The 25130-nt window shown below is 67.0% G+C and carries 19 protein-coding genes; 7 read left to right on the top strand and 12 right to left on the bottom strand.

The window, feature by feature from the left end; translation table 11 throughout:
• Position 1 precedes the first annotated feature (1 nt).
• Both JKF87_RS02805 and rlmJ read right to left on the bottom strand, forming a co-directional pair.
• Positions 2-733, bottom strand: coding sequence for a type 1 glutamine amidotransferase (locus JKF87_RS02805; protein WP_201097029.1), 732 nt, complete (start codon positions 731-733; stop codon positions 2-4).
• Between the two features lie 22 nt (positions 734-755).
• Entirely contained in the window at positions 756-1571 is an 816-nt protein-coding gene (gene rlmJ, locus JKF87_RS02800; protein WP_201097028.1) for a 23S rRNA (adenine(2030)-N(6))-methyltransferase RlmJ, read from the bottom strand.
• A 93-nt stretch (positions 1572-1664) separates the two neighbouring features.
• On the opposite strand from rlmJ, the gene JKF87_RS02795 reads away from it, so the two are divergent.
• Both JKF87_RS02795 and JKF87_RS02790 read left to right on the top strand, forming a co-directional pair.
• The gene (locus JKF87_RS02795) at positions 1665-2687 is read left to right on the top strand and encodes a DNA topoisomerase IB (protein WP_201097027.1); all 1023 of its coding nucleotides are present in this window, start codon (positions 1665-1667) and stop codon (positions 2685-2687) included.
• A gap of 131 nt (positions 2688-2818) precedes the next feature.
• On the top strand, positions 2819-5200 hold the full coding sequence (locus tag JKF87_RS02790; RefSeq protein WP_236261086.1) for a TonB-dependent receptor: 2382 nt from the start codon (positions 2819-2821) through the stop codon (positions 5198-5200).
• Between the two features lie 60 nt (positions 5201-5260).
• Here the strand turns inward: JKF87_RS02790 and tdh are convergent, their stop codons facing one another.
• The 9 genes from tdh to JKF87_RS02745 form a co-directional block, all read right to left on the bottom strand.
• Entirely contained in the window at positions 5261-6313 is a 1053-nt protein-coding gene (tdh, locus tag JKF87_RS02785) for an L-threonine 3-dehydrogenase (RefSeq protein ID WP_219353544.1), read from the bottom strand.
• 126 nt (positions 6314-6439) lie between these two features.
• A complete protein-coding gene (locus JKF87_RS02780; RefSeq protein WP_201097024.1) occupies positions 6440-7630 on the bottom strand; it encodes a glycine C-acetyltransferase in 1191 nt (396 codons plus the stop codon).
• A gap of 43 nt (positions 7631-7673) precedes the next feature.
• Complete coding sequence (locus JKF87_RS02775; RefSeq protein WP_201097023.1) at positions 7674-8597, bottom strand: DUF4232 domain-containing protein; 924 nt, start codon at positions 8595-8597, stop codon at positions 7674-7676.
• A gap of 53 nt (positions 8598-8650) precedes the next feature.
• On the bottom strand, positions 8651-9073 hold the full coding sequence (mce, locus tag JKF87_RS02770; protein WP_201097022.1) for a methylmalonyl-CoA epimerase: 423 nt from the start codon (positions 9071-9073) through the stop codon (positions 8651-8653).
• Positions 9070-11229, bottom strand: coding sequence for a methylmalonyl-CoA mutase (scpA, locus tag JKF87_RS02765; protein WP_201097021.1), 2160 nt, complete (start codon positions 11227-11229; stop codon positions 9070-9072). Before scpA ends, mce begins: the two co-directional genes overlap by 4 nt.
• Positions 11226-12683 (bottom strand): methylmalonyl-CoA mutase family protein, encoded by a 1458-nt coding sequence (locus JKF87_RS02760; RefSeq protein ID WP_201097020.1) that lies wholly within the window; start codon positions 12681-12683, stop codon positions 11226-11228. Before JKF87_RS02760 ends, scpA begins: the two co-directional genes overlap by 4 nt.
• On the bottom strand, positions 12683-14674 hold the full coding sequence (locus JKF87_RS02755; protein WP_201097018.1) for an acetyl-CoA carboxylase biotin carboxylase subunit: 1992 nt from the start codon (positions 14672-14674) through the stop codon (positions 12683-12685). Before JKF87_RS02755 ends, JKF87_RS02760 begins: the two co-directional genes overlap by 1 nt.
• Positions 14675-14746: 72 nt before the next feature.
• Positions 14747-15067: a low molecular weight protein tyrosine phosphatase family protein gene (locus tag JKF87_RS02750; protein WP_201097017.1), complete on the bottom strand. Its 321-nt coding sequence runs from the start codon at positions 15065-15067 to the stop codon at positions 14747-14749.
• Between the two features lie 3 nt (positions 15068-15070).
• Positions 15071-16606 (bottom strand): acyl-CoA carboxylase subunit beta, encoded by a 1536-nt coding sequence (locus JKF87_RS02745; protein ID WP_201097016.1) that lies wholly within the window; start codon positions 16604-16606, stop codon positions 15071-15073.
• Between the two features lie 131 nt (positions 16607-16737).
• Here JKF87_RS02745 and JKF87_RS02740 point away from each other — a divergent pair, with 131 nt between their 5' ends.
• From JKF87_RS02740 to JKF87_RS18470, 3 genes are all read left to right on the top strand, one after another.
• A complete protein-coding gene (locus JKF87_RS02740) occupies positions 16738-18162 on the top strand; it encodes a helix-turn-helix domain-containing protein (RefSeq protein WP_201097015.1) in 1425 nt (474 codons plus the stop codon).
• A 49-nt stretch (positions 18163-18211) separates the two neighbouring features.
• The gene (locus JKF87_RS02735; RefSeq protein WP_201097014.1) at positions 18212-19255 is read left to right on the top strand and encodes an oxidoreductase; all 1044 of its coding nucleotides are present in this window, start codon (positions 18212-18214) and stop codon (positions 19253-19255) included.
• 214 nt (positions 19256-19469) lie between these two features.
• Complete coding sequence (locus tag JKF87_RS18470) at positions 19470-21104, top strand: M56 family metallopeptidase (protein ID WP_307417280.1); 1635 nt, start codon at positions 19470-19472, stop codon at positions 21102-21104.
• A 30-nt stretch (positions 21105-21134) separates the two neighbouring features.
• Here the strand turns inward: JKF87_RS18470 and JKF87_RS02725 are convergent, their stop codons facing one another.
• Positions 21135-22337 carry a winged helix-turn-helix domain-containing protein gene (locus tag JKF87_RS02725; RefSeq protein WP_201097013.1) on the bottom strand — a complete coding sequence of 401 codons (1203 nt, stop codon included), beginning with the start codon at positions 22335-22337 and terminating at the stop codon, positions 21135-21137.
• 199 nt (positions 22338-22536) lie between these two features.
• Between JKF87_RS02725 and JKF87_RS02720 the strand changes: the two genes are divergently transcribed.
• Both JKF87_RS02720 and JKF87_RS02715 read left to right on the top strand, forming a co-directional pair.
• Positions 22537-23970 (top strand): sugar porter family MFS transporter, encoded by a 1434-nt coding sequence (locus JKF87_RS02720; RefSeq protein ID WP_201097012.1) that lies wholly within the window; start codon positions 22537-22539, stop codon positions 23968-23970.
• Between the two features lie 79 nt (positions 23971-24049).
• Positions 24050-25108: a LacI family DNA-binding transcriptional regulator gene (locus JKF87_RS02715; RefSeq protein ID WP_236261039.1), complete on the top strand. Its 1059-nt coding sequence runs from the start codon at positions 24050-24052 to the stop codon at positions 25106-25108.
• Positions 25109-25130: the final 22 nt, after the last annotated feature.

Below are 25130 nucleotides of genomic sequence, written 5' to 3'. Positions count from 1 at the left end.
GTCAGATGCCGCTGCCCTGATCCTCGACCGGCGGCGGGGTCAGAAGCAGAAAAGCCCGGATCCACGCCGTCAGCACAGCCCGGTCGTTGGGCCGTTTCAGACTGTCGATCGCCTCGTCCGCGATGGGATGCGGGATGCGTTCGCCGCGCCGTCCCTCGATCAGGGCGGCGGCGTATTCGGGCTGGAACTCGGGATGGCACTGGAACGAGATCGCGTCCTCGCCCCAGGCCAGTCCGGCGTAGGGGGTGAAGGCGCTGGAGGCCAGAACCCGTGCATCGGGCGACACCGCCACCACCTGATCCTGATGCGAGACAGGAATGGCGATGGTGCGCGCGCGTGGGTGCATCCAAGGCTCCGTCGCCTGCACGTCGTAGCGATGCAGGCCCACGCCCCAACCCTTGTGCGATTTCTCGACCACCCCGCCGAAGGCATGGGCCAAAACCTGATGGCCGAAGCAGATGCCCACCAGACGGGTCTGTCCCCGCGCCGCCTTCAGCCAGTCCACCAACTGCGGAATCCACGGCAGATCGTCATAGACCCCCGCCGCCGATCCGGTGACGATGGCTCCCTGAAACGCGGACGGATCATCCGGCAAATGACCCGCCTGAACATTGAACCGCGTCGTCGGCACCCCCTCGCCCAGCAGGGCGCGGAAACGTGCGGGATAGTCGTCGAAATCATCCTTGAGGTGTTCCGGCGGATGGCCGGTTTCCAGGATCGCGATACGGGTCATGCCCTCACCCTAATGCGCCGCATCAGAAGGTCCAGACCTCAGACCGCCCGCCCGTGTCGCCCAACGCATTCGCCACCCAGCCGCAGATTTCATCCGCCGCCGCCTCGGCGCCCGCTGGCGGATTGACCACCACCATGGCGCAGCCGTTCATCTTCATCGGATTGGTCAGGGGCCTTAGCCGCGCCTCGGCCACCAGCGTCGGTCCCGCCTTGCCCTGAAGCCTGCGGATGAAGGCGTCGAAGGTCTCCAGATCCTTCAGCGGCGTCCAGATCGCCACCGTCGCCGACGGGTCGCGCCGCACGATGGCGACCGCCGCCTGGGCGGAGCGGATATAGTCGTCGGGCTTTTCGAACGGCGGGTCGATCAGGACCAGCGGCCCGCGCACCCTGGCCGCCTCAGCCGTCACGGCCTCATAGCCGTCGCCCTCACGCGCCTGGGCGTTCGCGCGCCCCGTCAGCGCCTCGGCCAGCATCTCGCGCACCGGGGGGTTCAGCTCGAACCCGACATAGCGTCCGCCCTCGCTCAGGGCGTCTGCGATCAGCAGGGGCGATCCCGGATAGAAGCGCACGCCGCCATCCGGGTTCAGTTTCTCCACCTCCGCCGCCAGCGCATCCATCAATGGGGTACGCCCCTCGGCCGTCATCAGTTTGGCGACCCCGGCTTCGGCCTCCCTGGACCGCGCCCCGTCGCCCGACAGGTCATACAGACCCGCCCCGGCATGGGTGTCGAACACCGTGACCGGCCCCGCCTTCTGGCGCGTCTTCAGCAGCCACAGCACCAGGGCGTGCTTGACCAGATCGGCAAAGTTTCCGGCGTGAAAGCTGTGGCGATAGTTCATGCCGCCTCGTCCCCCGCCCGGCCCGCCCGGTCAAGGGGAACTCGTCGCCGACACGCCGCGTTCGTCGCTGGTCTGGGCATAAGGAGGGTTTCGATGGGCGACGGATCACAGAGGTTCGATGTCGCCGTCGAGGTTCCGCCCGGCCTCAGCTGGTGCAGCGACGACAACCCCGGTCTCAGCCGTCGTCGCGCGGGCAAGGGCTGGTCCTATCGCGACGCCAAGGGTCAGGTCGTGAGCGACGCCCGCGTCCTGGCGCGCATCCGCGCCCTGGCCATCCCGCCCGCCTGGACCGACGTGTGGATCTGCCCCAGGGCAAACGGCCATATCCAGGCGACGGGCCGCGACGTGAAGGGCCGCAAACAGTACCGTTATCACGCCGACTGGAGCACGGCCCGGTCCGAAAACAAGTTCGACCGCCTGCCCGCCTTCTGCCGCGCCCTGCCCAAACTCCATGCCCAGATCGAGCACGACCTGTCCCTGCGCGGCGTCTGTAAGCCCAAGGTGCTGGCCACCGCGGTCCGCCTGCTGGAGATCACCCTGATCCGCGTCGGCAACGCTGAATACGCCCGCCAGAACCGCAGCTATGGCCTGACTACCCTGCACAAGCGCCATCTGGATGTGGACGGCGCCGCCCTGACCTTCGAGTTTCGCGGCAAGAGCGGCAAGGACCATTGCGTCAGCGTCAAGGACCGTCGCCTGGCCCGGATCGTGCGCGCGCTGGAGGAGTTGCCCGGCCAGCAGCTGTTCAAATACCGCACGGCGGACGGCGACCTGTGCCCCATCACCTCCGACGATGTGAACGCCTATATCCACGCCGCCATGGGCGAACAGTTCTCGGCCAAGGACTTCCGCACCTGGGCCGGGACGGTCTCCGCCGCCAGGGCGCTGCGTGTCGAGGCGCCCCCGACCTCGCCCACCGACGCCCGGCGCACCATCACCCGCTGCATAAAGGCGGTCTCCGGCCTTCTGGGAAACACCCCCGCCGTCTGCCGCAGTTCATACATCCATCCGCGCGTGTTCGATCTGTTTGAAGCGGGGCTATTGGCTGAGCAGTTGCCCGGTCCGGACGCACAAGCCTTTGAACGCACTCTGGTCAGGGTTCTATCCCGGCCCTGAGACAGATCAATTCTCGCTTCAGTTGCAGCGTTTCTATCAACAAAACGCAGAAAAACCCATTTGAGCGATAGGCATTAATCCCCCCATCTCACAGCGCGCCGTTTCGCGCTGGAGGGGATCCATTGACCATCATGCCCACGCCGACAGTACGCCGCCTCTTATCCGCCACCGCCATCGCGGCCTGCATCGCCACGCCGACCTTCGCCCATGCCGAGGACGACCCGCAATCCCAGTCCTCACGCTCAAACGCCACGCAGGGCGTGGCCAGCGTCGGCGACATCGTCGTCACCGCCCGCCGCCGCGACGAACGCGCCCAGGACGTGCCCATCGCCCTGACCGTCGTGAACGAGGAGCTTCTGGACCGCACCGGCGCCTATAATGTCGGTCAGATCACCCAACTGGCGCCCAGCGTGCAGTTGCTCAGCTCAAACCCCCGCAACACCGCCATCACCATCCGGGGACTGGGCGCCAGCTATGGTCTGGCCAATGACGGTCTGGAACAGGGGGTCGGCATCTATGTCGATCAGGTCTATTACGGCCGCCCCGCCACCGCGACGCTGGACTTCGTCGATCTGGACCGCATCGAGATCCTGCGCGGGCCGCAAGGCACTCTGTTCGGCAAGAACACCACCGCCGGGGCCCTGAACATCACCACCCGGACGCCGTCCTTCACGCCAGAGGGTCAGGCGGAACTCAGCTTCGGCGACTATGGCTTCCTGCAGGCAAAGGCCACCTTCTCCGGCCCCATCATCGACGACAAGCTGGCGGCCCGTTTCTCGGTCGTCTCAACCCGTCGCGACGGTTTGCTGGACAATGTGACCGTCGGCAGGAAGCAGAACTCCCAGGACGCAATCAGCCTGCGCGGCCAGTTGCTGTTCCAGCCGAACGAACAATTGCGGGTTCGGTTGTTCGCGGACTACGCCGATCTGACGCCCGACTGCTGCACCCAGGTCTATGTCACCGTCGGCCAGACGCTGAAGCCTGCGGCCCAACAGTTTCCTGCTCTGGCCGCCGGTCGCGGCTACACGCCCGCCAGCACCAATCCCTATGCCCGCATCGCCGACGTCGACAGCGCCATTCAGGCCGACCAGATCCATCGCGGCGTCTCGGCCATCGTCGACTATGATTTCGGCTGGGCGACCCTGACCTCCGTCTCGGCCTGGCGGGCCTGGGACTGGGGACCAAAGAACGACCGCGACTACACCGCGCTGGACATCACCCGCCAGTCGGCCAATCCGTCGTGGCAGGATCAGTGGAGCCAGGAACTGCGCCTGTCATCGAACGGTTCGAACCGCATCGACTGGACCGTGGGCCTGTACGCCTTCCATCAGGCCGTCGAGACGCACGGCGTCACCGAGTACGGCAAGGACGCGGTCTATTGGCTGATCGGCCCCAATCTGCCGAACGTGCCCGACGCCCTTCTGGACGGATACAAGGTGTTCAACGACAGCCGGATCGAGACGGATTCCTACGCCGTCTTCGGCCAGCTGACCTGGAACATCACCGACCGCCTGCACCTGACGCCGGGCCTGCGTTACACCAAGGAGGACAAGTCCGGCTGGTATCAGGCCACGACGGCCGGGGGTCTGGTCACCACTGACCCCGCCCTGATCACCCGCCGCCTGGGCATCGCCCGGCCCCAGGCCTATGACGCCAGCCTGTCGGATGACGACCTGTCCGGTCAGGTGTCCCTGGCCTATGACGTCACCGACGATGTCCTGACCTACGCCAGCGTCGCGCGGGGCTACAAATCAGGCGGCATCAACATGGCGGGCATCCCGAACCTGCCCAACGGCCAGCCGTCCCTGACCAACGCCGTGGTCAAGCCTGAGGTGGTCACCACCTATGAACTGGGCCTGAAGACCCAGTTGTTCGACCGGCGCGTCACCGCCAACCTGGCCGCCTACCGCACCGACGTGAAGGACTATCAGGCCAATGTCGTCGACAGCGGCCCCGGCGCCCTGCGCGGCTATCTGGCCAATGCCGATCAGGTGGTCATTCAGGGCGTCGAGCTGGACGCCTTCGCCCGTCCGAACCGGAATCTCGACCTCTACGCCAACGCGGCGTGGACGGACGCCAAATATGATTCCTTCACCAACGGCCCCTGCCCGCTGGAGCTGATCGGCGCCTCCACCGTGGCCTGCGACCTGTCAGGAAAGAAGCTGCCCGGCGTCTCGCCCTGGGCGGCCTCGGTCGGGGCGGAAGTGCACGGCAAGGGCGGCTTTCTGGGTCAGCCGGGCGAACTCTATGGCGGCGTCGACGCCAGCTATCGCTCGTCCTACAACTCCGACGCCTCGGTGTCGCGCTACACCCAGATCGACAGCTATACGATCCTGAACCTGCGCGCCGGTTTCCGCGCCGAGAACGGGTGGGAGGCCTTCATCTGGGTCAAGAATGCGCTGGACGAGAACTATCTCCAGTTCGTCAGCGTCCAATCGGGCAACTCGGGCCTGGTCATCGGCAACCCCGGCGATCCGCGCACCGTGGGGATCACTCTGCGGGCGCGGTACTGAACCGCCAAACAAAAAGGGCGGCCCTTCGGCCGCCCTTTTCCAATCCATGGCTGATAGGGCTCAGGCCGCCCTGTCCCAATCCAGAACCACCTTGCCTGACTGACCCGACTTCATGGCCTCGAAGCCTTCGCGATAGTCGGCATAGCCCAGTCGGTGGGTGATCAGCGGGCTGAGGTCCAGACCGGCCTTCAGCAGGCCCAGCATCTTGCGCCAGGTGGTGAACATCTCACGCCCATAGACGCCCTTGATCGTCAGGGCCTTCAGGATGATCGCGCCCCAGTCGGTCTCCATCGGCTTACCGGGAATGCCCAGCATGGCCATGCCGCCGCCCATGATCAGGGTGTCGACACACTGTTTGAAGGCCACGGGCGAGCCCGACATCTCCAGCGCCACGTCGAAACCGACCTTCAGGCCCAGTTCCTTCATGACATCGTGGATGTCTTCCTTGGTCGTGTTCACGGTGCGGACGCCCGGCGCCACCTTCTGCGCCAGGTCCAGGCGGAAATCGTTGATGTCGGTCAGCACCACCGTCCGCGCACCGGCATGACGCGCCACGGCGGCCGCCATCATGCCGATGGGACCAGCCCCCGTGACCAGCACGTCCTCGCCCAGCAGGTCGAACTGCTGCGCGGTGTGAACCGCATTGCCGAACGGGTCCAAGATCGAGCCGATCTCATAGGGCACGTCGTCAGGCAGTTCGATCACGTTGAAGGCCGGGGCCACCACGAACTCGGCGAAGGCGCCCTGACGGTTCACCCCGATCCCGCGCGTATGCGGGTCCAGGTGGAAATGCCCGGCGCGGGCGGCTTCGGAGTTCAGGTCGATGACATGACCTTCGGCCGAGACGCGCTGGCCGATCTTCAGCGGGCGATCCACGTCCTTGCCGATGGCGACGATCTCGCCTGCGAACTCGTGGCCGGTGATCATCGGGGTCGGGACATTCTTCTGGGACCACTCATCCCAGTTCCAGATGTGGATGTCGGTGCCGCACACGGCGGTGCGGTGCACGCGGATCAGCACATCCTCCGGCCCCGCCTCGGGGATCGGCGCGTCAATCAGCTCAAGGCCGATGCCGGGCGCAGTCTTGGCCAGGGCTTTCATCGTATCGGTCATCAGATCACTCCTCGTGGCAGAGGCCCCACGCCGCTCGCCAGAAAAAACTCCCGTCGCTGTAATCCGGCCATCGCGCGACGGAACGATGACCCTCGAGCCAGGCCCGAGGGTGACGTCCAATGACGGCTAGATGACGCCCAACTCGCGACCGGCCTTGGTGAAGGCCGCGACCGTCTGGTCGATCTGGTCAAACGTATGCGCCGCCGACATCTGGGTGCGGATGCGGGCCTGGCCGCGCGGCACCACGGGGAAGGAAAACCCGATCACATAGACGCCCAGCTCCAGCGCCCGCGCCGCGAAATCCTGCGCCAGCTTGGCGTCGCCCAGCATGACCGGAATGATCGGATGTTCGCCGTCCAGCAGGGTGAAGCCCGCATCCGCCATCGCGCCACGATAGCGGTGGGCGTTGGCCGACAGGCGGGTGCGCAGGGCGTCGCCCTCAGACCCTTGCGCGATGCGGATGGCCTCAAGGCTGGAGCCGCAGACGGCGGGCGAAAGCGCGTTGGAGAACAGATAGGGTCGCGCGCGCTGCTTCAGCAGTTCGACCACCGACTTCCGGGCGCAGATGAAGCCGCCCATGGCCCCGCCCAGCGCCTTGCCGAAGGTGCCGGTGACGAAGTCCACCTCGACCCCGTGATGGGCGAACGATCCGCGCCCCTTCGGCCCCAGGAAGCCTGTCGCATGGCAGTCGTCCACCATGATCAAAGCATTATATTTGTCCGCCAAGACACGGATTTCGTTCAGCTTGGCGATATATCCGTCCATCGAGAAGGCGCCGTCGGTGGCGATGATGATCTCGCGCGCGCCAGCCTCGCGGGCCTCCTTCAGGCGGCTCTCCAGTTCGTCCATGTCGGAGTTGGCGAACCGATAGCGTTTGGCCTTGCACAGGCGCACGCCGTCAATGATTGATGCGTGGTTCAGACTGTCCGAAACAATGGCGTCGTTCTCACCGAACAGAGGCTCGAAGATGCCGCCGTTGGCGTCGAACGCGGCGGCGAACAGGATCGCGTCCTCAAACCCCAGATAGCCCGCGATGGCCGCTTCCAGTTCCTTGTGAATCTCCAGTGTACCGCAGATGAAGCGCACGGAAGCGGTGCCCGCCCCCCACTTCTGCTGCGCCGCGATCCCGGCTTGCGAGACTCGTTCGTCGCCCGCCAGCCCCAGATAGTTGTTGGCGCAGAAGTTCAGCACGTCGCGCCCGGCGACCTGGATCACCGGCCCCTGCCGCGAGGCGATCACCCGTTCAGGCTTGGTCAAGCCCTGGGTGTCGATGTCATTCAATTCACCGGCGACGCGGTCATAGAAGGATTGGGTCATGACGTCCGCCCTACGCCCAAATCACGCACGTTTCCACCTTCAATCAGGTCGCAGGCTGAACGGCTGACGCACTGCGGATCGGACTGACGCGAATCTTGCCGCCGCAGGGCTGGAAGGCGAAGGCCAGGCTGATCGCGGCAGTGTCGCCCGGCGCCGTTGCGCGCAGGGTCGCAACCTCGGGACAGGTCTTCTGACCCGCCGCCTCGTTCGGCACCACGTTCCACGCCACCTCGAAATAGGCCCTGGCCTGGGGCGCCAGATCGACCGGCGTCGGCGCCTGGCCCTGACGGAAATAGCTGCCGGGGCTCTGGTCCGCCTGCACCGAAGTCACCGCCTGTCCACGTCCATCCAGGAGGGTCACCCCCGGATAACCGGTCAGGGTGCAGGCGCTGGCGCCCACGTTCTGCAGGCTGAAGTTCCGCACCCGGTTCCCCGCCCCCGCATCACCGTCTTCCGCCGCCATCTTCAACTGCGGCCCCTTGCAGGGCGCGGATGCAGGCAGCACCCCGCCCTGAGCCGGAACGGGCGTCGGTTGAGGCATCGGCTGCGGCGGCGTGATCCCGCTGGTCAGATCAGGCGCGGTCAGGGGCCGCGCGCACTGCTCCAGCACCGACACGGCGACCTCTTCATTGGGCGACAGCAGGCTCAAAGTCGCGACCTCGCGCCCGTCGCGGCCGGTGGTCCACCATTCCACGCCGGATCCGATGTAGCGCGCCCCGCTGGCCGCCTGGACGTTGCGCAGCACATAGTCCTGGCCCTTGTAAGTCATCTGGGCCGAGGCCTTGTCGGGATAGCGCGCCTCGATGGTCACACCGCTGTCGCAGGCATAGTTGACGGCCAAAGCTTCGGACGGCGCCTGCGCCTGCCCGTCATCGGGCGCCGTGGGCTGGTCCGGCGCTGCCTGCTGACAGGCGCTGACGCCGATCAGGGCGGTAACGGCGACGAAGGCGGTCAGTCGATGCAGCATGGTCAGGCTCTCCCCTTTGGCCCTTAACGACGTCGCCGCCGAAAGGCTCCGCTTCAGTGATCGCCGGTCGGCGTCTCCATCAGTTCGATCAACACCCCGCCCATGTCGCGCGGATGCAGGAAGACCACCGGCGTCCCGTGCGCCCCGATGCGCGGCTCGCCCGTGCCCAGGATCGTCACCCCCTTGGCGCGCATTCCGGTGATGGCGGCGTGGATGTCGGCGACCTCGAAACAGACGTGATGCTGGCCGCCCTTGGGATTCTTGGCCAGGAAACCCGTGATCGGGCTGGTGTCGTCATAGGGTTCGATCAGTTCGATCTGAGCCGTCGGGGTGTCGACGAAACAGACCTTCACCCCCTGCGCCGGCAGGTCGAATGGCTCGCCGATCCGGGTCGCGCCCAGCACATCGCGGTACAGCCGGATCGAGTCGGCGATGGACGGCGTCGCCACGCCGACATGGTTCAGTGCGCCGATCATGACTTGTCCTTGTTGGGCGCGGGCTGGGCGTAACCCAGACGCTGGTTCAGCTTCTCGATCAGGTCCACGGCGGTGTCGGCAATGGCCGAGCCGGGCGGATAGACGGCGGCGGCCCCCATATTCAACAGGGGCTGCACGTCCGACGGCGGGATCACCCCGCCGACCACGATCATGATGTCCGGCCGACCCAACCGCTCCAGTTCGGCCTTCAGTTCCGGCACCAGCGTCAGATGCCCCGCCGCCAGAGACGATGCGCCGACCGCATGAACGCCCTTCTCAACCGCATCGCGCGCGGCTTCCGACGGTGTCTGGAACAGGCTGCCCGCCGTGACGTCGAAGCCCAGGTCGCCGTATCCGGTGGCGACCACCTTCTGGCCCCGGTCGTGCCCGTCCTGGCCCAGCTTGGCGATCAGGATGCGCGGCGGCCCGCCGTCGTTCTCCACGAACGTCGCCACCATGTCGCGCGCGCGGGCGAAGCGCGGATCCTTGCCCGCTTCCTTGGCGTAAACCTCCGACACCGTCTGGACCGTGGCCACATGACGTCCGAAGGCAGCCTCCAACGCGTCCGAAATCTCGCCCACCGTCGCCTTGGCGCGGGCGGCCTGCACGGCCAGCTCCAGCAGGTTCGCATCGCCCCGCGCGCCGTTGGTCAGCGCGTCCAGCGCCGCGTCGGTCGCCGTCTGATCCCGCTCGGCCCGCAGGCGCTTCAGCTTGTCGATCTGCGCGGCCAGAACCGCCGCATTGTCGACCTTCAGCATCGGAATATCGTCGACGACGGGGTTCAGATATTTGTTCACCCCCACCACCGTCTGTTGGCCGGTGTCGATCCGGGCCTGGGTCTTGGCGGCGGATTCCTCGATCCGCAGCTTGGGAATGCCCGCCTCGATGGCCTTGGCCATGCCGCCCAACGCCTCGACCTCGGCCATGTGGGCGCGCGCGCGTTCGGCCAGTTCGTGGGTCAGACGTTCAACGTAGTAACTGCCGCCCCACGGGTCGATCACCCGCGTCAGCCCCGTCTCCTGCTGCAATAGGATCTGGGTGTTACGTGCGATCCGGGCCGAGAAGTCGGTGGGCAGGGCCAGGGCCTCGTCCAGGGCGTTGGTGTGCAGGCTCTGCGTCTGGCCGCCCGCCGCCGCCATGGCCTCGACCATGGTGCGCGACACGTTATTGAACACGTCCTGCGCGGCGAGGCTCCACCCGGAAGTCTGGCAGTGCGCGCGCAATGACAACGACTTGGGATCGACCCCGCCTTCCTTGCGCACCGCCTCGGCCCACAGCAGGCGGCCGGCCCGCATCTTGGCCACCTCCATGAAATAATTCATGCCAATGGCCCAGAAGAAGCTGAGGCGCGGCGCGAACCGGTCGATCGGCATCCCTGCCGCCACCCCCGCCCGCAGATATTCGATCCCGTCCGCCAGGGTGTAGGCCAGCTCAATATCCGCCGACGCCCCCGCCTCCTGCATGTGATAGCCGGAGATCGAGATCGAGTTGAACTTGGGCGTCTCCTGCGCCGTCCAGGCGAAGATGTCGGCGATGATCCGCATCGAGGGTTCGGGGGGATAGATGTAGGTGTTGCGGACCATGAACTCCTTCAGAATGTCGTTCTGAATGGTCCCGGTCAGCTTGGCGTGCGGCACGCCCTGCTCTTCCGCAGCGACGACATAAAGCGCCAGGATCGGCAGCACCGCCCCGTTCATCGTCATCGACACCGACATCTGGTCCAGCGGAATGCCGTCGAACAGGGTGCGCATGTCATAGATGCTGTCGATGGCCACGCCCGCCATGCCGACGTCGCCCTTCACCCGCGGATGGTCCGAGTCATAGCCGCGGTGCGTCGCCAGATCGAAGGCGATGGACAGGCCCTTCTGGCCCGCCGCCAGGTTACGGCGATAGAAGGCGTTGGATTCCTCGGCGGTCGAGAAGCCCGCATACTGGCGGATCGTCCACGGATTGCCCGCATACATGGTCGGATACGGCCCGCGCATGAAGGGCGCGAACCCCGGCAGGCCGGGCAACTGATCCAGCCCGTCCAGCGCCCGTGCGTCATAAGCCGTCTCGACCGTCAGCCCCTCCGGCGTCAGCCACGGATCACGCGTCGGCCCCTGCCCTGTCACATTTAGGTCCAGGGCGATCTTGCTGAAATTGGGGAAACTCATTGCCCGGCCTCCTCGAAGGCTGCGGCGAAGCGGATCGGCGTCAGCGGCTCCACCCGATCCGTCATTTCGGGGCTAGGCGCAGCGGAGAACCCGGAACCCAGGGGGTCGAAATGCTGTCCTGGGTTCCGGGTTCGCTCTCCCAGCACCCCGGAAGGGCGATCAGATTCAACCGGCGCCTGACGCGGTTCGGGATCGACAAACTTCGTCACGCCGATGATCTGGGCCGCGCCGTTCTTCAGCGCCGCTTCACGCACGGCGCGCGCACGGGCGATGCGGGGCTGGATCACCCCGCCCTTCAGCGCCTCGATGATCCCGCCCTCGGCTTCGATGGTCTGGAACTCGGTCCAGCCCGCCTGCGCCAGATCATGGGTCCGCGCATCCAGATACCAGCTGCCCGCCGCCGGATCATCGACGCGGCCCAGGTTCGCCTCCTCCATAAGCACCAGTTGGGTGTTGCGCGCCTGTCGGCGTGCAAAGGCGTCGGGCCGCCCGGTCGCACGGGTGAAGCCGTCCAGCACCACCACGTCCGCGCCCCCCACCGCGCCCGCAAACCCCGCCGCCGTCAGACGCAGCAGATTGGGCCACGGGTCGCGCGCCGACAGCATGCGCCGTGACGACCGCGCCTCGATGATTGCCTGCGTCTCCACGCCGAATGCACGCGACAGGTTCGCCCAGATCAGCCGCATGGCGCGAACCTTGGCCAGGGCGTCGAAATATTCCTGATCGACCGACACGCCGACGACCACGCCCTTCAGCGCCGCCTCAACCGACAAACCCGCCGCGACCACCGCCTTCACATAGGCGACCGCGCTGGATGCCGCGAAGGCCAGTTCCTGCGCCGCCGATCCGCCCGCCTCATGCGCCACGCGCCCGCTGGCCAGGAACAGGCTGGCGTCGGGATAGACCCCCGCATGGCGCAGGGCCGCCTTAGCCGCCGCGTTCAGATCATCGTCAATCCCACACGGCGATCCGCCCGCCTGAGCGAAGGCCGAGATCGGATCCAGATGGAAGCGCAGCATGGCGCGGGGCGAGCCCTTGGCCACCGCCGCCAGTGCGTCTGCCGCATCGACGCCTGCAAACCCGGCGTCCAGCGCGACCGGAGCCAGCTCCAGCGCCACGCCGTCCAACGCCCGCTCCAGCGTCGCGGCGTCCGCCAGCACGCCGCCGCTGAGCAGCACCGAGGCCGCACCTTCCTGCAGATCGGTCAGTATGGCGTCGTTCACCGCTTCCGCGTCGTCGCCTTCGACCTGCGTCCGCAGATCCCACGCCCGGCCTTCTGCGTCCGATGGGCGGGGCGCGAACACCGGATGCACGCCGGTCGCCCCGGCATACAGCGGCCGCGTCACCAACTGGTCGGCATCCAGATGCAGCAGCGATTCAATCGGCCGCTCCTTCAGCGCCTTCTGGGCCGCCTCGCGCCATTCAAGCGGCGTGGGCGTGGCGAAGGATGACATCAACCGAACTCCACCAGCACGTCGTCCGCCGCCACAGGGTCGCCGTCCTTGGCGCCGACAGCCTTCACCACGCCGTCGCGCTCGGCCTTCAGGATGTTCTGCATCTTCATGGCCTCGATGATCGCCACCGTCTCGCCGGTCTTGACCTCCTGACCCACCACGACGGGGATCGAAACCACCAGACCCGGCATCGGCGACAGCACCAGTTTCGACGTATCCGCCGCCGCCTTCTCCGGCAGGCGCGCATACAGTTCGGCGACGTGCGGCCTCAGCACCCGCACCCGCGCCCTGGCCGCGCGGTGGCGGATATCGAAGCCGTCGGCGACGCGCTTGACCTCAGCCGTGAAGGCCTCGCCGTCCAGATCGGCCTTGAACTGGGCCAGACCGGGCCGCCAGTCGATATCCGACAGGCGGATGTCGCCGCCGCCCGTCAGGGTCAGGATCATCTCCTCGTCCTCGTCATAGGACAGGCCCACGCCGTGCGGAGTCTTGTCGATCATCACGATCCAGTCGGTGCGCTCCGACGGGTCGCCGTCCTGTTCGGCGATCACCTCATGCATCGCCAGAGCCGAGGCGATCAGGATGCGCTCCTGCGTCTTCGTGGGCCGCAGGCCGTGGAAGCCGTCCGGAAACTCGTCCTTGATATAGCTGGTCGACAGGTTCCCCGACTTGAACCGGTCCTGATCCATCACCGCCGCCAGGAAGGGCACATTGTGGCCCAGGCCCGACAGGTGCGTGTCCTCCAGCGCGCGGGCCATGCCCTCGACCGCGTCGGCCCGCGTTTCACCCCAGGCGCACAGCTTGGCGATCATGGGGTCGTAGAACATGCTGATCTCGTCGCCCTCGCGGACACCGGAATCGTTGCGGACGATATAGCTGCCGTCGGAGCCGAAGTGCTCGCCCTCCTCCGGCTGCTCGTAGCGGACCAGGCGTCCGATCGAAGGCAGGAAGCCGCGATAGGGGTCTTCGGCGTAGATGCGGCTCTCGATGGCCCAGCCGTTGATCGATAGATCCTTTTGCTCGAAGGCCAGTTTCTCGCCCCAGGCCGAGCGGATCATCTGTTCGACCAGATCGACGCCGGTGATCAACTCCGTCACCGGATGCTCGACCTGCAGACGGGTGTTCATCTCCAGGAAGTAGAAGCTCTTGTCCTGACCGGCGACGAACTCGACCGTGCCGGCTGAATCATAGTTCACCGCCTGGGCCAGGGCGACGGCCTGCGCCCCCATGGCGGCGCGGGTGGCTTCGTCCAGCAGGGGCGAAGGCGCCTCCTCGATGACCTTCTGATTGCGGCGCTGGATCGAGCATTCGCGCTCGAACAGATGGACCACATGGCCGTGCTTGTCGCCCAGCACCTGGATCTCGATGTGGCGCGGGTCGACGATGAACTTCTCCAGGAAGACCCGGTCGTCGCCAAAGGCGTTCAGCGCCTCGGCCTTCACCGCCGCAAAGCCCTCGGCCATGTCGGCGTCCGAATGGGCGACGCGGATGCCCTTGCCCCCGCCCCCGGCGCTGGCCTTGATCATCACGGGATAGCCGATCTCGCGCGCGATCTTCACCGCCTCGTCCGGCGTCTCGATCAGGCCCATATGACCCGGCACCGTCGAGACGCCCGCCTCGGCCGCCAGCTTCTTGGAGCTGATCTTGTCGCCCATGGCGTCGATGGCCTCGGGGTTCGGGCCGATGAAGGCGATGCCCTCGTCGCGCAGACGCCGCGCGAAGCCCGCGTTCTCCGACAGGAAGCCGAAGCCGGGATGCACGGCCTGCGCCCCCGTCTGGCGCACCGCCTCGACGATCTTGTCCGCCAGCAAATACGACTGCGCCGCCGGCGCCGGGCCGATCAGCACCGCCTCGTCAGCCATCTCGACCGCCAGCGACCCGGCGTCAGCCTCCGAATAGACCTGAACCGTCTGTATGCCCATCTTGCGGCAGGTCTTGATGATCCGAACCGCGATCTCGCCCCGGTTGGCGATGAGGATTTTTTTGAACATTTCAGTCCCTGCAACCTTCGCCAGAACCCTGCGGTTCCGGCTGCGCCCATCGGGCGCTTTTATGAAATCCACTCATAGAAACGGCGTCACCTTCGTCTTCAGCAAGGCCACGAGTTCGGGCTGCATGAAGGCGTAGTCATCGGGAATATCGAGACAGACGACGCGGGCGTGTTTGAGTTGCGGCTTGAACCGCCGCGCCAGCTTCGCCCGATGCTGCTTCTCCATCACGAAGATGAGATCAGCGTCCTCGACCATCTCACCCGTCAGCAACTCCTCAGCATCCGCCGCCAGGCCCGCAGAAGCCACTTCGACATTCGGCCAGTTGGCGAACACCTGTTCCGCTGTGGGGCTGCGCAGACGATTGCGCGAGCAGATGAAGAGGATGTGTTTCATCACCTACAGCGGAATATTGTCGTGCTTCTTCCAGGGGTTCTCCTGGACCTTGTTCTTCAGCGTCCGCAGCGCCTTCACCAGCCGCCGCCGAGTCCCGTGCGGCATGATGACATCGTCGATGTAGCCCAGGCCCGCCGCGACGAAGGGGTTGGCGAACCGTTCCTTGTACTCGGCCTCGCGCGCGGCCAGAGCCGCGGGATCGGCGGCCTCCTTGCGGAAGATGATCTCGACCGCGCCCTTGGCGCCCATGACCGCGATCTCGGCGGTGGGCCAGGCGTAGTTGACGTCGCCGCGCAGGTGTTTCGAACTCATCACGTCATAGGCGCCGCCATAGGCCTTGCGCGTGATCAGGGTCAGCTTCGGCACCGTCGCCTCGGCATAGGCGAACAGCAGCTTGGCCCCGTGCTTGATCAGGGCGCCGTACTCCTGCTTCGTGCCCGGCATGAAGCCCGGCACGTCCACCAGGGTCACCAGCGGAATGTCAAAGGCGTCGCAGAAGCGCACGAAACGCGCGGCCTTGCGGCTTGAATCGATGTCCAGAACGCCCGCCAGCACCTGGGGCTGGTTGGCGACCACGCCGACCGTCTGGCCGTCCAACCGCCCGAAGCCGGTGATGATGTTCTTGGCGAAATCGGCGCCGATCTCGAAGAAATCGGCCTCATCGACCACCTTCAGGATCAGCTCCTTCATGTCATACGGCTGGTTCGGATTGGCCGGGATCAGGGTGTCCAGCGACGGCTCGTCGCGATCCGGCTCGTCATAGCTCTCGCGCACCGGCGGCTTTTCGCGGTTGGACAGGGGCAGGAAGCCGATCAGGCGGCGCACCTCCGACAGGGCCTCCAGGTCGTTCTCGAACGCCCCGTCCGCCACGCCCGACCTGCCCGCATGGACCCGCGCGCCGCCCAGGTCCTCGTGGCTGACGACCTCGTTGGTGACCGTCTTCACCACGTCCGGGCCGGTCACATACATGTAGCTCGTGTCCTTCACCATGAAGATGAAGTCGGTGATGGCGGGCGAATAGACATCGCCGCCCGCGCACGGCCCCATGATCACGCTGATCTGGGGAATGACGCCGCTGGCCAATGTGTTCTGCAGGAAGATGTCGGCGTATCCGGCCAGGCTCTCGACGCCCTCCTGAATCCGCGCCCCGCCTGCGTCGAACAGACCGATGATCGGCGCGCCTGTCGTCAGAGCCATCTTCTGCAGCTTGACGATCTTGGCCGCATGGGCGCCCGACAGCGACCCGCCGAACACCGTGAAGTCCTTGGAGAAGACATAGACCAGACGCCCGCCGATCGTCCCCCGCCCCGTCACCACGCCGTCGCCGGGGATGCGCTGATCGTGCATTCCAAAGTCGTGGCTGCGGTGCTCGACGAACATATCGGTCTCTTCGAAAGAGCCCTCGTCCAGCAGAACGTCGATGCGTTCACGCGCCGTCAGCTTGCCCTTGGCGTGCTGTGCGGCGATACGCTTTTCGCCGCCGCCCTGTTTCGCGGCGGCGCGACGACGCTCCAGTTCTTCAAGGATGGCTTGAGTCATGATGGATTTACGCCTCTTGTTCGTGGAGGAAGGAGTGGCGGCTTCATCGCAAATACGCAAACGCAACTTTGCAAAAAGTGTGGAACTGCGCGGACTTGCAAAGGACGTCTTGATGATCTGCAAAGTTGCAAATGGCTGAGAAGCTTTTCCTTGGCGCCAAGCTGCGAAAACTGCGCGAGGCGCGCGGCTGGACTCTGGAGGCCTGCGCCGAACGTCTGGGTCTGTCGCCGTCCTATCTGTCGCAGATCGAAACTAACCAGCGTCCCGCCACCGCGCGGGTGCTGATCGCCCTGACGCGTGCCTTCCATGTGGACGCCAGCCTGTTTGATCTGGAGGGCGACGCCCGCCTGATCGCCGACCTGCGCGAAGCCACCACCGACATAGCCGGGCAGGCCGAGCCGCCCACCGCCGCCGAGCTGAAACAGGCCGTCGCCAACACCCCGCGACTGGCGCGGCAGTTCCTGGCCCTTCACCAGACGTTTCGCCGTCTGGACGAGCGGGTGAAGGCGCTGGATGACACCCTAGGCCGTGACGAACACGGCGCCAGCGTGGCCCTGCTGCCCTATGAAGAGGTGCGCGACTTCTTCCACTACCGCGACAACTACATCGACGCGCTGGACACGGCGGCCGAGGCGCTTTCCGCGACCCTGCCGCAGGAGGGGCAGGTCGAACGGGCGCTGGAGACGGCCCTGTCCGACATCCATGGCGTGCGCGTCGTCTATATGGCGGGCCAGAAGGCCCTGCGCCGCTATGATCCGGCCAGTCGCGTCCTGACGCTGGACGCCTGGCTGCCGGGCGCCACCCGGTCGTTCCAGCTGGCGCACCAGCTGTCCCTGCTGTCCTTCCGCGACACGATTGAGAGCGAGCTGGATCAGGCCGCCTTCCGAACCGAGGCGGCGCGCGACGTGGCGCGCGTGGGTCTGGCCAACTATGCAGCGGGCGCGCTTCTGTTGCCCTACCGCGCCTTCCTTGAGGCGGCGCGTGAAGAGAAGCATGACATCGACCGGCTGCTGACCCGTTTCCAGGTCAGTTTCGAACAGGTCTGCCACCGGCTCTCGACCCTGCAGAAGCCGGGCTGGCGCGGCGTGCCCTTCTATTTCGCGCGCGTGGACATGGCCGGCAACATCACCAAACGCCACAGCGCGACGCGGTTCCAGTTCGCCCGCTTCGGGGGTGCCTGCCCCCTGTGGAACGTGCACGAGGCCTTCGCAGCGCCCGATCGGATCGGGGTGCAGTTGGCCGAGATGCCGGACGGATCGCGCTACATCTCCATCGCCCGCAGCGTGTCCAAGCCCAGCGGCTCATACCTCGCCAACGACCGACGCTACGCCCTGTCGCTGGGGTGCGAGGTCGAGCACGCCTCGGCCCTGGTCTATGCGGCGGGTCTGGACCTGAACGGCCCCGCCACCCGCATCGGCGTCAGCTGCCGCATCTGCGAGCGCACCGACTGCACCCAGCGCGCCTTCCCTCCCATCGACCGCGCCCTGCACGTGCCGGAAAACGAGCGCGGCGTGGTGCCCTACACATTGGATGGCCCGCGCACGGATCGTTACTGACCCGCGATGCGGCCTCGACAAGCCGGGCGGGCGGCGGGAAAATCGCGTCATGACCTCTCCCTCCTCCGATCCGATCGGCGTCGCCGTCGTGGGCTATGGCCTGGCGGGCCAGACCTTTCACGCTCCCCTGATTTCCGCGACGCCGGGCCTGGCTTTGCGCGCCGTTGTTTCGTCCCGCCCCGAAGCCGTGCACGCCGACTGGCCCCAGGTCGAGGTCCTGCCCGATCTGGACGCCGCCCTGTCGCGCGACGACATCGGCCTGATCGTCATCGCCACGCCCGACGCCCTGCACGCCGAACAGGCCATCGCGGCGCTTGAGGCGGGCCGCGACGTGGTCGTCGACAAACCCTTCGCCCAGACGCTGGAGCAGGCCGAACGGGTCGCCGCCGTCGCCGCCCGGTCGCGGGGCGTCATCAGCGTGTTCCAGAACCGGCGCTGGGATGCGGATTTCCTGACGCTGAAGCGGCTGATCGCCGACGGCGAACTGGGCGAGATCGCCGTGTTCGAAAGCCACTATGACCGCTTCCGCCCCCAGGTGACCGACCGGTGGAAGGACCGGCGCGACGGCGGCGTCTGGGCCGACCTCGGCCCACACCTGATCGATCAGGCGGTTCAGTTGTTCGGCGCGCCGCAGTCGGTTCTGGCCGACATGGCCCGTCAGCGCCCCGGCGCCCACGCCACCGACTGGTTCCACGTCGTGCTGCAGTATGAGCGGCTGCGCGTCCTTGTTCAGGCAGGACATGTCGCCGCCGACGCTTCCCTGCGCTACGCCGTTCACGGCACGGGCGGCAGCTTCATCAAGCGCGGACTGGATGCTCAGGAAGGCCAGTCCAAGGCAGGGCTGCGCCCCGACGACGCCGACTGGGGCGTCGATCCCAACCCCGGCGAACTGATCCGCCAGATCGACGGCGAAACCACGCGCCAGACCGTGACGCCCGAGCGCGGCGACTATGTCCGCTTCTACGCCGGCGTCCGCGACGCCATCACCACCGGCGCCCCGCCGCCGGTGACGCTGGATCAGGCCCTGACCGTCATGCGCATCATCGACGTGGGTGAGCGCAGCGCGGCCGAGGGACGGCGGATCGAGGTCTAACCGCCTCTTCTTTCGTCATTCAGGCGAAGCGAGCCGGCCACCCTACCGCGAGTTCATGTCTTCGCCTCATTCGCGCCTCAATCCGCTACACATGTAGCGCTACAAATGTAGCGAACATGGAGAAGGTCGTGATCGAGTCCCTGCCCCGACGAGAACGCGAAGTCTTCGAGACCCTGCCTGTTCGCACCTGCTGACCCGCCGTCCGGCCGAACGCGTGGACATTCTTCGCGCCACGATCTGCCTGCTGCTGGCCTTGCCGGTCATCACCGCCCTGTTCCCGGCGTTGAATCTGGCGGTCCTGCCGCCTGTCGCGCCGACAACCAATCTGCCGCTGCCCATGTGGCAAGGCGAGGTCACGCCCCTGCCCGGCGTCGAGGTGTCCGGCAGTCTGCCCTGGCCCTCGCCCTTGCATCTGGCCGCCGCCGTCTGGCTGCTGGGCGTGGTGCTGATCGCGGGACGGCTGGCGCTGGGCGTGCTGACGCTGGACCGCTGGACCCGCCAGGGCCGCGCCGTCCAATGCCCCACCTGGCTCAGCCATCTGGATCGCCTGACGCGCGGCGCAAGACCGAAGCTGGTCTCGACCGACCACGCCGCCAGTCCGCTTAGCTGGGGCGCCGCGCCCGGCGTCATCCTGATCGACCCAGCCAGCCTGGCAGAGCGGCAGGCCGCGCCCGCAATCCTGGCCCACGAACTGGCGCACCTGCGGCGGCACGACTGGGTGTTTCTGGTCCTGTCGCGCCTGACCCTGGCCCTGTTCTGGTTCAACCCGCTGGTCTGGCGTCTGCACGCCGACCTGTCGGCCCGGTCGGAAGAGGCCGCAGACGCCGCCGCCCTTCAGACCGTCGATCGCCATCTCTACGCCAAGGCCCTGGTTCGCCTGGCCGCCCACCCTTCGCCCCGCGCCACGACCGCTCAGGCTTCAACAGCCATAGCGGCGGACGCCAAATCCCTGAAAAAGAGGATCGCCTGCATCATGTCCGATACGTCCGCTCGCCGCCGCCCGATGACCGTCGCCCTGACAGTCGCCGCCCTCGCCGTCGTCGCCACGCCTCTGGCGGCGCTGGAGATCAGTCGTCAGACCTGGGTTGAGGCTGCACCGCCCGCGCCTCCCGCTCCCCCAGTTCCGCCTGCGCCGCAGACGCCCCCCGCCCCGCCCGCTCATCTGACACTTGCCGCCCTGGCGCCGTCAGCGCCCGTACCGCCCGCGCCGCCTGCGCCCCCGCCCGCACCGATGACATGGGCCGCTCTGCCCGCCCCGCCTGCGCCGCCCACAGCGCCTGTTCCCCCGGCGCCGCCTGCCCCTCCGCCCCCCGGCGCGCCCGGCTACAGCTACAGGTACGTCTATAACGCGACGATCGACGAGCCTTCAGAGACCCGCGCAAAGGCCCGCCGTGAGGCCGAACAGGCCCGTCGTGACGCCGACGCCGCCCGGGCGGAGGCTCAGGTCCAGCGCATCGAAGCACAGGCCCGCCGTGAAGACGCCGCCCGGGCCCGCACCGATGCCACCCGCCAACACAGTCTCGCCACCGCCGCACGCATCACGGCGACGCAGGCGGCGGCCATGGGCGAACGCGCCCGCGTCGAGGCTGAACGCCACATGGTCCAGGCCCGCGTCGAAATGCGCAACGGCGCGGTTCAGATGCGAATCGGCGCCGCCGAAATGCGTCGCGAGGCGGTGCGCCTGCAAAACCCGGCCTATCGCGCAGAGAAGATCGCCGACAACCGCGCACGCGGAAACACCGTCACCGACGCCCAGTTGATCGAACTGTCCCGGACCCTGCCCGCCCGCGCCGCCGAGATGGAGCGCAACGCCGACACGATGGAGCAGCGCGGCCGCACCCCGGCCTGACCGTGACGCGCCGGACCTGAAACACGCGGATCAGGCCCGGCGCAGTTCGGCTTCCAGCGCCTCGGCCAGATCACCGCGTCCGGCGACCGTCACCCCGCCCGGCAGACCCAGCCATCCGGCCATCCGTTTCAGCTCATGCGCCAGCCGCGCTGGAGTGTCGGCGTCCGCCTCCGGCTCGCGCCACGCCGCCTGCACCCGCAGTTCGCCCGCCTGCCGATCCGACTTCAGATCGACCCGCGCCGTCAGGATCTCGTCCTGCAGGAAGGGCAGCACATAATAGCCGTGCAGCCGCTTGTGCGCAGGCGTGTAGATCTCAAGCCGCACCTTCAGACCGAACAGCCGCTCCGTCCGGTCACGGTGCCAGATCAGATTGTCAAACGGCGACAACAGGGCCTGGGTCGTGATCCTGCGTGGCCTGCGGGCGTCCGGCACGAGATAGGCCTGATGTCGCCATTCCCTGATCGTCACCGGGGTCAGTTCGCCCGCCTCGACCAATTCCCCAAGCCGCGCTCGCGCGTCATCGGCAGGCAGGCGGAAATAGTCGCGCAGATCCGCCAGCGTCGCCACGCCCATCGCCCGCGCGCCGATCATCATCAGTCGCCGCTGCGCCTCGTCGTGATCCGGGGTCGGCGCATTGACCACGGCGTCCGGCAGCGCCCGCTGCATCAGATCATAGACCCGCTCGAAATTGCGCCGTGTCTTCGTCGTGATGAAGCCGGACCAGAACAGCCATTCCAGCGCCCGCTTGCCGTCCGACCAGGACCACCAGCCGGGTGCGCCGCGCGGCCCTTCAGCGAAGTCACCGCCTGTCACGGGCCCGCGCCGCTCGATCTCGGCCAGCACCTGTTCGATATAGTCGCGTCGCTCGCGCCCGAACCGGGCCAGACCCGTCCACAACTCGCCGTCACGCGCCCGCGCCATCCGCCAGCGCAACAGCGGCTGGGTCTCCATCGGCATCAGCGACGCCTCATGACCCCAGTATTCGAACAGCGACCGTTTCGCCCCCCATGCCTCCGCCTCCAGGTGCTCGCGCGGATAGTCGCCCAGCCGCGAGAACAGCGGCAGATAGTGGGTGCGGCTGACCACATTGACGCTGTCGATCTGGATCACGCCCAGCCGCCCCGCCAGATCCCTGACCTGCCGACGTCCCGCCGTCGCCGGATGCGGCCTTCCGAACCCCTGCGCCGCCAGGGCGATGCGGCGCGCCGCGTTGGCGCTGAGGGTTTCGGTCATGGACGCTCCGTCAGGAATCTCGGCTCGGGCCGCGAGCGTCACACTTGGGCATCCGCCCGCAGCGGGCAAGGCCACAGCCCCGCCCAACAACCTGCGCACGTTTGATTACAGCCTGTCGAAAATTGGTGCAGACTGCTTCTTGATGGGGCTTTGTGAACGTTCACTCTCGCGCTAGACGAGAATCGGAGGGAATAATCAAATGGCAGGACCAACGGGGGACTCCGGTCCCGGCATCGCGGGCGACGACCGCGTCAACTTCGCCTTCATCGCCCTGATCGTGGCGGTCGCGACCATCGGCGGCTTCATGTTCGGCTATGATTCCGGCGTAATCAACGGCACGCAGGACGGGCTGGAACAGGCCTTCAACCTGTCGGCGCTGGGCACAGGCCTCAACGTCGGCGCCATTCTGCTGGGCTGCGCCTTCGGTGCCTTCATCGCCGGACGTCTGGCGGACGCCATCGGCCGTCGCACCGTGATGCAGATCGCCGCCGTCATGTTCATCATCTCGGCCATCTGGGCGGGCGCCGCCGACAGTTCGGCTCACTTCATCATCGCCCGCTTCATCGGCGGTCTGGGCGTCGGCGCGGCCTCGGTCCTGTCGCCCGCCTATATTTCCGAAGTCACCCCCGCCTCGATCCGCGGCCGCCTGACCTCGGTCCAGCAGATCATGATCATCATCGGCCTGACCGGCGCCTTCGTCGCCAACTATGCGCTGGCCCGCACGGCGGGCGGATCGACGGCCGAGTTCTGGATGGGCTTCCCCGCCTGGCGCTGGATGTTCTGGCTGCAGGTCATTCCCGCCGCCATCTATCTGATCGCCCTGCTGGTCATCCCTGAAAGCCCGCGCTTCCTGGTGGTCAAGAAGAAGGACGCCCAGGCCGAGGCCGTTCTGACCAAGCTGTTCGGCGCCCACGCCGGCGCGCGCAAGGTCACCGAGATCCGCGCCTCGCTGGCTGCAGACCACAAGCCCAAATTCTCGGACCTGCTGGACCCGGTGACCCGCAACATCCGCCCCATCGTCTGGGCCGGTCTGATCATCGCCGTCTTCCAGCAACTGGTCGGCATCAACATCGTCTTCTACTACGGCGCGGTGCTGTGGCAGACGGTCGGATTCTCTGAAAACGACGCGCTGAAGATCAACATCTTGTCCGGCGTCCTGTCGATCGCAGCCTGTCTGGCGGCCATCTCGGTCATCGACAAGATTGGCCGCAAACCCCTGCTTCTGGTCGGTTCAGGCGGCATGTTCGTGACCCTGGCCACCGTCGCCTGGTGCTTCTCCAAGGCGACCCTGGTCAACGGCTCGCTGCATCTGGACGACCAGACCGGCCTGACCGCCCTGATTGCGGCCAACGCCTATGTGGTCTTCTTCAACGCCAGCTGGGGACCGGTCATGTGGGTCATGCTGGGCGAGATGTTCCCCAACCAGATGCGCGGCTCGGCCCTGGCCGTCGCCGGGTTCGCCCAGTGGATCGCCAACTTCGCCATCTCGGTCAGCTTCCCCTGGATGGCGGCGAACCTGGGCCTGGTCGCGACCTACGGCTTCTACGCTGTCAACGCCCTGATCTCCTTCTTCCTGGTCCAGGCCTGGATCAAGGAAACGCGCGGGCGCGAACTGGAAGACATGACGAACTGAGCCTGCGGGCGCCAAGGGGCGGCGTTTCATCGCCGCCCCGCACTTACGCTTGCCCCCAGACGAGGCTAAGGCTCGCCACATGAATGACAGACTGCAGCGCAGGCCGGCCCGACGCAAAGGGGCCGCCAGCACAATCGGCGACGTCGCCCGCCACGCAGGCGTTTCCGCCATGACCGTCTCACGGGTCATCAACGACGGCCCCAATGTGCGCGACGCGACGCGCCAGCGCGTGATCGAGGCGATCCGCGTCCTGGACTACGCCCCCAATCAGGCCGCCCGCAGTCTGGCCAGCGCCCAGTCATTGAAGATCGGCCTGCTCTACAACAACCCGTCCGCCGCCTATCTGAGCGAGGTGCTGCTGGGCGGTCTGGATCAGTCCAGCAAGGCCGGCGCCCAGCTGGTGGTCGAGAAGTGCGAACCGGACGCCGAGGCCGAGGCGCTCGACCGCCTGCTGTCCAGCGGCGTCGACGGCGTGCTTCTGCCCGCCCCCCTGTGTGATTCAGCCGCCATCCTGCAATGGCTGGACGAAGCCGGTCTGCCGGGTGTGGCCATCGCTTCCAGCCAGCCGGACGACAGCCTGTCGGCCATCGGCATCGACGACGCCGCCGCCGCCCGCGCCATGACCCTGCATCTGCTGGACCTGGGCCACCGCCGCATCGGCTTCGTGCAGGGACCGTTTGACCACGCCTCCGCCGCCCTGCGCCGCCAGGGCTGGCTGCAGGCCCTGTCCGAGCGCGGCATCGCCACGGACGACAGCCTGATCGTTCAGGGCAGCTACACCTATCATTCCGGGCTTGATGCAGCGGATCAGCTTCTGTCGCTGCCCCTGCCCCCCACCGCCATCTTCGCCAGCAACGACGACATGGCCGCCGCCGCCATCGCCGTGGCCCACAGGCGCGGCCTGGACGTGCCGCGCGACCTGACCGTCGTGGGCTTTGACGACACGGCCCTGGCCACCACCGTCTGGCCGCCCCTGACCACGATCCGCCAGCCGGTGTCGGACATGTCGCGTCAGGCCGTCTCGATCCTCATCGACTTGATCCGCCGCCGCTCGGACGAGCCGTCGCCTGGCGCGCGTGAACTGCTGGACTTCACCCTGATCCAGCGCCAGTCGGACGGCCCGCCGCCTGTCGTCTGACAGGCCCACGGCTTTCACACCC

It is taken from the genome of Brevundimonas nasdae (assembly GCF_016654005.1).
Classification (GTDB): Bacteria; Pseudomonadota; Alphaproteobacteria; order Caulobacterales; family Caulobacteraceae; genus Brevundimonas; species Brevundimonas nasdae.
This window is presented reverse-complemented; position numbering and strand designations above follow the sequence as displayed.

Bases quoted from the DNA above. Each gene is read 5' to 3' on its own strand.
- JKF87_RS02720 (WP_201097012.1), top strand. From the start codon at position 22,537: ATGGCAGGACCAACGGGGGACTCCGGTCCCGGCATCGCGGGCGACGAC.
- scpA (WP_201097021.1), bottom strand. From the start codon at position 11,229: ATGAGTTTCCCCAATTTCAGCAAGATCGCCCTGGACCTAAATGTGACA.
- JKF87_RS02750 (WP_201097017.1), bottom strand. From the start codon at position 15,067: ATGAAACACATCCTCTTCATCTGCTCGCGCAATCGTCTGCGCAGCCCC.
- JKF87_RS02755 (WP_201097018.1), bottom strand. From the start codon at position 14,674: ATGTTCAAAAAAATCCTCATCGCCAACCGGGGCGAGATCGCGGTTCGG.
- JKF87_RS02775 (WP_201097023.1), bottom strand. From the start codon at position 8,597: ATGCTGCATCGACTGACCGCCTTCGTCGCCGTTACCGCCCTGATCGGC.
- JKF87_RS02790 (WP_236261086.1), top strand. From the start codon at position 2,819: ATGCCCACGCCGACAGTACGCCGCCTCTTATCCGCCACCGCCATCGCG.
- JKF87_RS02715 (WP_236261039.1), top strand. From the start codon at position 24,050: ATGAATGACAGACTGCAGCGCAGGCCGGCCCGACGCAAAGGGGCCGCC.
- JKF87_RS02725 (WP_201097013.1), bottom strand. From the start codon at position 22,337: ATGACCGAAACCCTCAGCGCCAACGCGGCGCGCCGCATCGCCCTGGCG.
- JKF87_RS02805 (WP_201097029.1), bottom strand. From the start codon at position 733: ATGACCCGTATCGCGATCCTGGAAACCGGCCATCCGCCGGAACACCTC.
- JKF87_RS02745 (WP_201097016.1), bottom strand. From the start codon at position 16,606: ATGACTCAAGCCATCCTTGAAGAACTGGAGCGTCGTCGCGCCGCCGCG.
- JKF87_RS02740 (WP_201097015.1), top strand. From the start codon at position 16,738: ATGGCTGAGAAGCTTTTCCTTGGCGCCAAGCTGCGAAAACTGCGCGAG.
- rlmJ (WP_201097028.1), bottom strand. From the start codon at position 1,571: ATGAACTATCGCCACAGCTTTCACGCCGGAAACTTTGCCGATCTGGTC.
- mce (WP_201097022.1), bottom strand. From the start codon at position 9,073: ATGATCGGCGCACTGAACCATGTCGGCGTGGCGACGCCGTCCATCGCC.
- JKF87_RS02780 (WP_201097024.1), bottom strand. From the start codon at position 7,630: ATGACCCAATCCTTCTATGACCGCGTCGCCGGTGAATTGAATGACATC.
- JKF87_RS02735 (WP_201097014.1), top strand. From the start codon at position 18,212: ATGACCTCTCCCTCCTCCGATCCGATCGGCGTCGCCGTCGTGGGCTAT.
- tdh (WP_219353544.1), bottom strand. From the start codon at position 6,313: ATGACCGATACGATGAAAGCCCTGGCCAAGACTGCGCCCGGCATCGGC.
- JKF87_RS02795 (WP_201097027.1), top strand. From the start codon at position 1,665: ATGGGCGACGGATCACAGAGGTTCGATGTCGCCGTCGAGGTTCCGCCC.
- JKF87_RS02760 (WP_201097020.1), bottom strand. From the start codon at position 12,683: ATGTCATCCTTCGCCACGCCCACGCCGCTTGAATGGCGCGAGGCGGCC.